6 protein-coding genes, 1 tRNA gene and 1 pseudogene are annotated in these 8,711 nt (G+C 36.5%); 6 read left to right on the plus strand and 2 right to left on the minus strand.

Annotated features, from left to right (window positions below):
- Positions 1-246 precede the first annotated feature (246 nt).
- The 3 genes and pseudogenes from IW18_RS16615 (at position 247) to IW18_RS22980 (ending at position 3,155) form a co-directional block, all read left to right on the plus strand.
- On the plus strand, positions 247-654 hold the full coding sequence (locus IW18_RS16615; RefSeq protein ID WP_041518996.1) for a single-stranded DNA-binding protein: 408 nt from the start codon (positions 247-249) through the stop codon (positions 652-654).
- 55 nt (positions 655-709) lie between these two features.
- Positions 710-1,627: pseudogene (locus IW18_RS16620) on the plus strand (DUF932 domain-containing protein); the annotation flags it as partial.
- Positions 1,542-3,155 (plus strand): recombinase family protein, encoded by a 1,614-nt coding sequence (locus IW18_RS22980; RefSeq protein WP_240475572.1) that lies wholly within the window; start codon positions 1,542-1,544, stop codon positions 3,153-3,155. The pseudogene IW18_RS16620 and the gene IW18_RS22980, both read left to right, overlap by 86 nt.
- Here the strand turns inward: IW18_RS22980 and IW18_RS16625 are convergent.
- A tRNA-Arg gene (locus IW18_RS16625) sits at positions 3,121-3,194 on the minus strand. The two genes, IW18_RS22980 and IW18_RS16625, sit on opposite strands and share 35 nt — an antisense overlap.
- 116 nt (positions 3,195-3,310) lie before the next feature.
- Between IW18_RS16625 and IW18_RS16630 the strand changes: the two genes are divergently transcribed.
- Positions 3,311-3,823, plus strand: a complete 513-nt coding sequence (locus IW18_RS16630) for an adenine phosphoribosyltransferase (protein ID WP_041518998.1) — start codon at positions 3,311-3,313, stop codon at positions 3,821-3,823.
- A gap of 85 nt (positions 3,824-3,908) precedes the next feature.
- Here the strand turns inward: IW18_RS16630 and pheT are convergent, their stop codons facing one another.
- Positions 3,909-6,329, minus strand: coding sequence for a phenylalanine--tRNA ligase subunit beta (gene pheT, locus IW18_RS16635; RefSeq protein WP_041518999.1), 2,421 nt, complete (start codon positions 6,327-6,329; stop codon positions 3,909-3,911).
- A 275-nt stretch (positions 6,330-6,604) separates the two neighbouring features.
- Here pheT and IW18_RS16640 point away from each other — a divergent pair, with 275 nt between their 5' ends.
- Both IW18_RS16640 and IW18_RS16645 read left to right on the plus strand, forming a co-directional pair.
- On the plus strand, positions 6,605-8,110 hold the full coding sequence (locus IW18_RS16640) for an aldehyde dehydrogenase family protein (RefSeq protein WP_041519000.1): 1,506 nt from the start codon (positions 6,605-6,607) through the stop codon (positions 8,108-8,110).
- 74 nt (positions 8,111-8,184) lie between these two features.
- Complete coding sequence (locus IW18_RS16645) at positions 8,185-8,559, plus strand: DUF779 domain-containing protein (protein WP_041519001.1); 375 nt, start codon at positions 8,185-8,187, stop codon at positions 8,557-8,559.
- The last annotated feature ends 152 nt before the right edge of the window (positions 8,560-8,711 follow it).

The raw sequence follows: 8,711 nt of genomic DNA on the forward strand, positions 1-8,711 counted from the left end.
CTCACCTTTTTATGCTCATGAAACAAAACATAGCATACTGCGGCTCTTTAGACGAATAAAAAAAAAATGTCAGAAATGAGAATTGAAATATTGAAAACGCCATGATGAAACAAAACAGCGCCTGCTCTCATTGCCGAATAAAATTTCAAAAAGAAAAGAAAAGAAAAGAAAAGAAAAGTAGAAAAAAGTAAAAAGTAAAAAAGCGGGGCGGGAAAAAGAAAGTAAAAATTTTAAAAACTAGAAATCATGAACATCACAGGAAGATTGACAAAAGATGCGAAAGTAAGCACATTGTCAGACAGCAGACAGGTAGTAAATTTTTCAGTAGCCATCAATGAGAGCTACAAAAACAAAAAAGGCGACAAGGTGGAGCAGACTACATTTTTTGATTGCGCCTACTGGGTAAGCCCGAGGGTTGCCGAGTGGCTGACCAAAGGCACGGTGGTGGAGCTCACTGGGATGGTAAGCGCAAGGGCGTGGACAGGAAATGACGGGGAACCGCGCGCGGGGCTGAACTTCAATACCTCGAATATCAAACTGCACGGGGGAGGGAAGAAATCCGAAAGCGGGCAGGAAGTGAAAACTGGGCAGAATGCGGAACAGGGAAGCAAAAAAGCTACCATAAAAGAGCCTGAGGACGACATCCCGTTTTGAGCAGGCAATAAGGGTTCTAAACAATTTTATTTTCAAACTTTAAAAATCAAATATCATGGCACATAATATCAATTACAACAGCGAGACAGGAAAGTATTCTTTTTTCAGCGTAAAGGAAAAAGCATGGCACGGGCTCGGGCAGGTAGTGGAGCAATACCCGACAAGCTCAGAAGCCATCAGACATGCAGGGCTTGATTACGAGGTGGCTAAAAGCCCTTTATACACAAAAGCATCGGGCATTATCCAAACTGCGGGCGGTATTGAAATGGGCAGTACTGAACTGGCAGTACCTGACTGTTTTGCCACCATCCGCACCGACAGCAATGCCGTTTTGGGTGTAGTAGGGAAAGATTATCAAATCGTGCAGAACCGTGAGGCGTTCAGCTTCTTTGATGCCATTGTCGGGGGCGGTGACGGCATCTTGTACGAAACGGCAGGGGCGCTCGGGCAGGGAGAGCGCATTTTTATCACGGCAAAACTCCCTGATTATATCCGTGTGGGCAAAGGGGACGATGTAACCGAAAAGTATATTTTCCTGACCACATCCCATGACGGAAGCGGAAGCATCACGGCGGCTTTTACGCCTATCCGTATCGTATGCCAAAACACGCTTAACGCTTCGCTTCGCTCGATGAGCAACGTGGTGCGCATCCGCCATACCTCGGGGGCAAAACAGCGCCTTGATGATGCCCATAAAGTCATGGGACTGGCGGACAAATTGAGCAACCAATTGGAAGGGATTTTTAATGAATGGGCTCAAGTTAAGGTAACAGACAGGGAAGTTAAAAAACTGATTCAATTGGCATTATGCCCGAATACCGAAACACTCGCTTTAATTAAAAAAGGGGCTGAGGATGAAGTTTCCACCGTGTTTAAAAATACGGTAGATGATGCTTTTGCCTATGCCATGGCAAGTGAATCACAGCAGATGGACACGACCAAAGGTACGCTTTTCGGGGCTTATAATGCCATATATTAGAGTGAGTACTGACGAGCAGGCAGAAAAAGGATTCTCCCAACGGAATCAGGAGGAAATGCTAAGAAAATATTGCAGTATAAAGCAAATACAGATACGTAATGTAATTTATGAAGATCATTCAGCAAAGACTTTTAACAGGCCTCAATGGAAAAAATTTCTTGATGAAGTAAAAAAAAATAAAAATAAAATTAGTTTGGTTCTTTTTATGAAGTGGGACAGGTTCAGCCGTAATGCGGGTGATGCTTACCAAATGATCAATGTATTAAGAAAATTAGGTATTGAGCCTCAGGCAATAGAACAGCCACTTGATCTTAGTGTTCCGGAAAACAAAATGATGCTTGCATTTTACCTGGCCGCACCCGAGGTTGAAAACGACCGAAGGGCATTGAATACCTTTCAGGGGCTTAGGAGGGGTAAGAAGGAGGGAAGGCATATGGGTATGGCTCCTTATGGCTATGCCAATAGAGTTACAGAAGATGGAAAAAAATATATTGCCATTGTGCCTGAGAAAGCCGTAAAAGTTATATGGGTGTTTGAACAGATTGCAAAAAATATTTTTAGTACTGAATCTATTTACCAAATGGCCAAAGAGAAAGGCTTTGGTATCTCTAAGAATAACTTGTGGCTTATTATAAGAAATCCTCTTTATTGCGGAAAGATAGTTGTTCCTCAGTATCGAGATGAAGAGGCGAGATTAGTCAATGGCCAGCATGATGCAATTATTAGTGAAGGATTGTTTTACCAGGTACAGGATGTCCTTGATAGTAAATCACGGACATATAGACCGAAAATTAAAACAATAGAAAATTTTCCTTTGAGAGGGTTTTTTATTTGTCCTAATTGCGGACAGAAGTTAACAGGAAGCAAATGCAAAGGAAGAAATAAATATTATTACTATTACCACTGTGATAAAGTTTGTAAATGGAGAATAAACTCTGAGATAGCGAATAAAACATTTAAGTTGCATTTAAATAAATTTAAACCTTTACCGGAAGTGAAGAAACTATATTCAGCAGTTCTGCTTGAAGGCTACAGGGAGCATACTGGGTTAATTATTAATGAAAAAAAGAAATCCCTTGAACAAATTACAGTTTATGAAAAGAAATTGACCGTTGCCAGAAATTTATTAGTCACCGAGAAAATAGATGCTGAGGATTATCATCTTATGAAAATTGAATACAATGCTGTTATCAGCAAGTTAGAGAAAGAGATTGGAAATGTAGATGACGATAGAGAGAATATAGAGTATCTAACGAACACAGGACTGGAAAACCTTTTAAAGCTTGGTGAAGCCTTTGATGGTGGGGCTTTAGCTGATTCTAGGGAAATAATTGGTTTAATTTTTCCCGAAAATTTTACATTTTCAGAAAACAAAATCCGCACCGCCCGAGTGAACGAAATCATCAACTCTATTTATCTGGTAAACAATAGGTTACGGGCAAAAAAAAACGGGACAAAAGATGATATTTTTCTTTTGTCCCGAGTAGTGACCTCGACTGGATTCAAACCAGTAACCTCTTGAGCCGTAATCAAGTGCGCTATTCAGTTGCGCCACGAGGCCTTTTTTGTTATCAATTTGGCTATTTTTTTGTAGCTTTGTTGATTGCTTATTGCGGGTGCAAAGATAGACATAAATGTGAGATAAACAAGAGGAAAATAACATAAAATTTAAAAAAAATGAAGATTGAAAATTATATACGTGATATTCAGGGTTTTCCCAAAAAAGAAATTTTGTTTAAAGATATCACTCCGCTGCTAAATGACCCAAAAGCGAGGAAAGAATGCTTATCAGTTTTAGTAAATTCTTTAAAAGGACAAAAAATCGATAAAGTCGTAGGAGCAGAGAGTCGTGGTTTTTTCTTCGGGATTTTACTTGCTCAGGAGTTAAACGCAGGTTTTGTACCCGTAAGGAAGCCAAATAAGCTGCCGTACGACAAAATATCGGCTACATATGAGTTAGAATATGGTACGGATAGTTTAGAGATGCATATCGACGCGATAAAGAAAGGAGATAAGGTTTTAGTTCACGACGATGTTTTGGCGACAGGAGGAACCGCAAAAGCAGTTTGTGAATTAGTAGAGAAGTTAGGAGGCGAAATTGTGCAATGTAATTTCCTAATGGAGCTGACTTTTTTAAACGGAAGAGAAAAAATAAAAGAAAACCCAATTTTTGCCGCTTTGACTTATTAAGAGCAGAATATTCGAAGTAATAAAAAAATCCCAATTCTAATATTTTTAGAATTGGGATTTTGTATTATAAAACAAAAACTGTTCTTTATCTTAAAGTAGCTCCAAGTTCAGTTTCAAAAGTTTGTTGCAACTTAGACATGATTTTGTCAATTTGAGCGTCTGTAAGCGTTTTTGTATTATCTTGAATGGTAAAGCTCAATGCATACGATTTTTTGCCTTCAGGAAGCTTTTCTCCTTCATAAACATCAAACAAGTTAATATCTTTTAAAAGTGATTTTTCGGTTTGCTTAGCAAGATTAAAAATACTTTCATAAGTAGTGTCTTTATCAATTAATAAAGCCAAATCTCTACGTACTTCAGGATATTTTGGAATCTCTGTATACTTAATTTTTCCGGTAATGATTTTTAGAACTAAATCCCAGTTAAAATCTGCAAAATAAACATCTTGTTTAATTCCGAAAGTTTTAAGTATTGATTTTTTTACCACACCCATTTCTACCAAAACATCGTTGTTGTAAGTAATAGCAGTTCCTTCAGAGAAAATATCAGATTGAACAGGTGCATTCGAAATTTTATCAATTCCTAAACGTGCCAAAATACCTTTTACATATCCTTTCAATAAAAAGAAATCAGTTGTTTTTTGTGGGTTTGTCCAGCTTTCTTTGTTTCTGTTTCCAGAAATTAATAAAGTCAGGTGTTTATGCTCTTCGTATCCGTTAAGATATTTATGATATGATTTTCCGTATTCAAATAATTTTAAATCAGAATTTTTTCTGTTGATGTTATATGAAATTGCTTCTAAACCAGAAAACAACAATGATTGACGCATTGTAGATAAATCACTACTCAACGGATTTAATATCGTTACATTGTGTTCTTCTTTTAAAACTGCCGATAATTTTGCGTAAGAAGCAGTTGTTAAAGAGTTCGCCATCATTTCATGAAAACCTTGCGAGTTTAATTGAGATGCAATAACGTTTTGTACTTTATAATCTTCTGTTCTTGGCGAATTAGAAACTGTTGCATTGAATTTTTTAGAAAAATTAATGTTGTTGTATCCGTAAACTCTCAAAATCTCTTCGATTACATCAATTTCGCGTTGTACATCAACACGATAAGCGGGAATGGTTAATCCTAAACCAGAATCAGAAACACTGTTTACTTTGATATCTAAAGAAACCAAGATTTTTTTAATCGTGTCTTTCGGAATTTCTTGTCCAATGATTTTAGAAACATGGCTAAAGTTTAATAAAACAGAGAAATCTTCTACTTTTTTAGGATAAACTTCAACAACATCAGATGTGATTTTTCCGCCCGCTACTTCCTGAATTAATAAGGCAGCACGTTTTAAAGCGTATTCAGTAATTGTAGGGTCAATTCCTCTTTCAAATCTAAAAGAAGCATCTGTATTTAATTGATGTCTTTTAGCAGTTTTACGAACACTAACGGCATCAAAATAAGCACTTTCTAAGAAAATTGTTGTTGTACCTTCGGTTACACCAGATTTTTTTCCTCCAAAAACTCCCGCAATACAAAGTGGGCCTTTTTCGTCGCAAATCATTAAATCTTCTTTATGCAATGTTCTTTCAACATCATCAAGCGTGACGAATTTTGTTCCCTCAGGAAGTGTTTTTACAATTACTTTTCCGTTAATTTTTGAAGCATCAAATGCATGTAAAGGCTGTCCTAGTTCATGTAAAACATAATTAGTAACATCGACTATATTATTTTTTGGAGTTAATCCAATAGCTTTTAAACGATCTTGCAACCATGAAGGAGATTCTTTAACTGAGATTCCAGAAATGGTTACACCACAATATCTAGGTGCTAAAAGTGGTTCTTCGACATTTACGTCAATTTTTAATGTACGCATGTCAACTCTAAAGTTACTCACAGACGGCGTAATCAATTCGACATTTACACCACGTTGTAACATTCCCGCTCTTAAATCACGAGCAGTTCCCAGATGACTCATCGCATCAGCACGGTTAGGCGTTAATCCAATCTCGAAAACTTCATCATTAACAACCTGAAAAACTTCTGAAGCAGCAGTTCCTGGAACCAATTTCTCATCCAGAACCATAATTCCATCATGGCCAGTACCTAAGCCCAATTCGTCTTCGGCACAAATCATTCCGTGACTTTCCTGTCCGCGAATTTTTCCTTTTTTTATCGTAAATTCTACACCATCTTTATCATACAAAACAGTTCCAATAGTAGCAACAGGAACTTTTTGGCCGGCAGCAACGTTAGCAGCGCCACAAACAATTTGTATAGGAGACTCTAACCCAATATTTACAGTTGTAACGTTTAGTCGGTCTGCATCTGGGTGTTTTTCACACGTAAGTACGTGTCCAACAACAACTCCTTGTAAACCGCCTTTTATCGACTGGTATTTTTCGACAACTTCTACCTCAAGACCCAAATCTGTTAGTAATTCTGAAGTTTGCTCAGATGTCCAGTCTGTTTTAATAAATTGTTTTAACCAATTGTAAGATATTTTCATGTTAACTTTTTTATTCTTGTATAAGGTTACAAATATAAGGATTGCGTGTTGTAGTAAGAAACAATTTATTTGGTTTTTTTAGAGTGTTCTTAATTTAAGTAAAAGTGTTTCGTATTGAATATTTTGTTTTTTTAATGCTAATTTTTTAATAATTAAATACTAAAAGTTAGTTATAAAAACGAATGTGTAATTTTTGTGCTATTAGATGAATGAAAAGTGCTATTCTGAATCAAATTATGAAGGTAAATTTGAAATGAATCAAAAAAAATATCATTATGAGTACTATCGCACAAAGACCTGAATTTAAGGCAAAATATGATAATTACATCAACGGAAAATTTACTGCACCTATTAAAGGAGAATACTTTGATGTTATTTCTCCAATTGACGGAAAGGTATTTACCAAAGCAGCACATTCAGGAAAAGAAGATTTAGAACTTGCTGTTGATTCTGCCTATGAAGCATTTAAAACTTGGGGAAAAACATCAGTTACCGAAAGAAGTATTTTACTAAATAAAATTGCACAAAAAATAGAAGATAATCTCGAGTATATTGCCACTGTTGAAACTATTGATAATGGTAAACCAATTCGTGAAACGCTTGCCGCAGATATTCCACTGGCAATCGATCACTTTAGATATTTTGCAGGAGTTATTCGGGCCGAAGAAAGTTCTATTTCCGAGCTTGATTCTCAAACAGTTTCAATCGCTTTAAGTGAACCATTAGGTGTTGTTGCACAGATTATTCCGTGGAATTTCCCGATTTTAATGGCGGTTTGGAAAATTGCTCCGGCATTGGCAGCAGGAAATACAATTGTTTTAAAACCAGCCGAAAGTACACCAATTTCTATTTTAGTTTTAATGGAATTAATTGGAGATATTCTGCCGGCAGGAGTTCTAAATATTGTAAACGGTTTTGGTGCAGAGCTTGGGCGCCCTTTGGTTACCAATAAAAAAGTTTCTAAAGCAGCCTTTACTGGTTCGACTACAACCGGACGTTTGGTAATGCAATATGCAACCGAGAATATTATTCCGGTTACACTTGAACTCGGTGGTAAATCACCAAACATTTTCTTTCCATCTGTAGCAGATCATGACGATGATTTCTTCGATAAAGCGATCGAGGGGGCCGTTTTATTTGCTTTAAATCAAGGGGAAATTTGTACTTGCCCATCAAGATTGTTAATTCATGAAGATATCTATGACAAGTTTATTGCAAAAGTGATCGAAAGAACTGAAGCTATTATTAAAGGAAATCCTTTGGATAAAACGACTATGATTGGTGCACAAACATCATTAGTTCAGAAAGAAAAAATCATGTCTTATATTAAACTGGGAAAAGAAGAAGGAGCGGAGTTATTGACTGGAGGAGATGAAAATAATTTAGGTGGAGATCTCGAGGGAGGTTACTACATTAAGCCTACTTTGTTTAAAGGACACAATAAAATGAGAATTTTTCAAGAAGAGATTTTTGGACCAGTTCTCGCAGTTACGACTTTTAAAACGACTGAAGAAGCTATTGAAATTGCGAATGACACAATGTACGGTTTGGGGGCCGGTGTCTGGACACGCGATGCACATGAAATTTATCAGGTGCCAAGAGCTATTCAGTCAGGTCGTGTCTGGATTAATCAATACCATTCTTATCCTGCCGGAGCACCATTTGGAGGTTATAAACAATCTGGAATTGGTCGTGAAAACCACAAAATGATGTTGGGACAATACCGTCAGACCAAAAACATGTTGATTTCTTACGATAAAAAGAAACTAGGTTTCTTTTAGTTGGTTTTTTGTTGATTTAAAAAGGTAAGTTTTTGACTTACCTTTTTTTATAAGTTTAATTTAAAATGTAAGTCATGATAAGAAGAATTGATGCAACAGAAAAAGCTATTGAATTAATAAAGGTTTTAAAGGAAAAACATGGTGATTTAATGTTTTATCAAGCCGGAGGTTGTTGCGAAGGAACCCAGCCACAATGTTTTGAAAAAGGCGGTTATTACCAAAGAATGGGCGATGTTTGCATTGGAACTATTGAAGATACTGAATTTTGGGTAGATAAAGATTTATATGAATATTGGAAACATGCTCATTTTACTTTAACTGTAATTGACGCTTTTGGAGTAGGAGGTTTTTCTCTCGAAACGCCTTTAAAAAAGACTTTTCAAATAGAATATAGAATTTTCACTGAGGAAGAAGAGAAGGATTTAGAACCTGTAAAGATAATTGATTAAAGGAGGTTCAAAGGTTCAGAGGGGCAAAGGGACAAAGGTTTTATTAATCTTGTCATTTCGACCAAAGGGAGAAATCAAACGCGTAAGACGACAAAGATTGACAATTTTAAATACGGAATTTCTTGTGTGATTTCTCCTTCGTCGAAATGACA

Origin of the sequence: Flavobacterium hibernum (assembly GCF_000832125.1) — a bacterium.
Lineage (GTDB): Bacteria > Bacteroidota > Bacteroidia > Flavobacteriales > Flavobacteriaceae > Flavobacterium > Flavobacterium hibernum.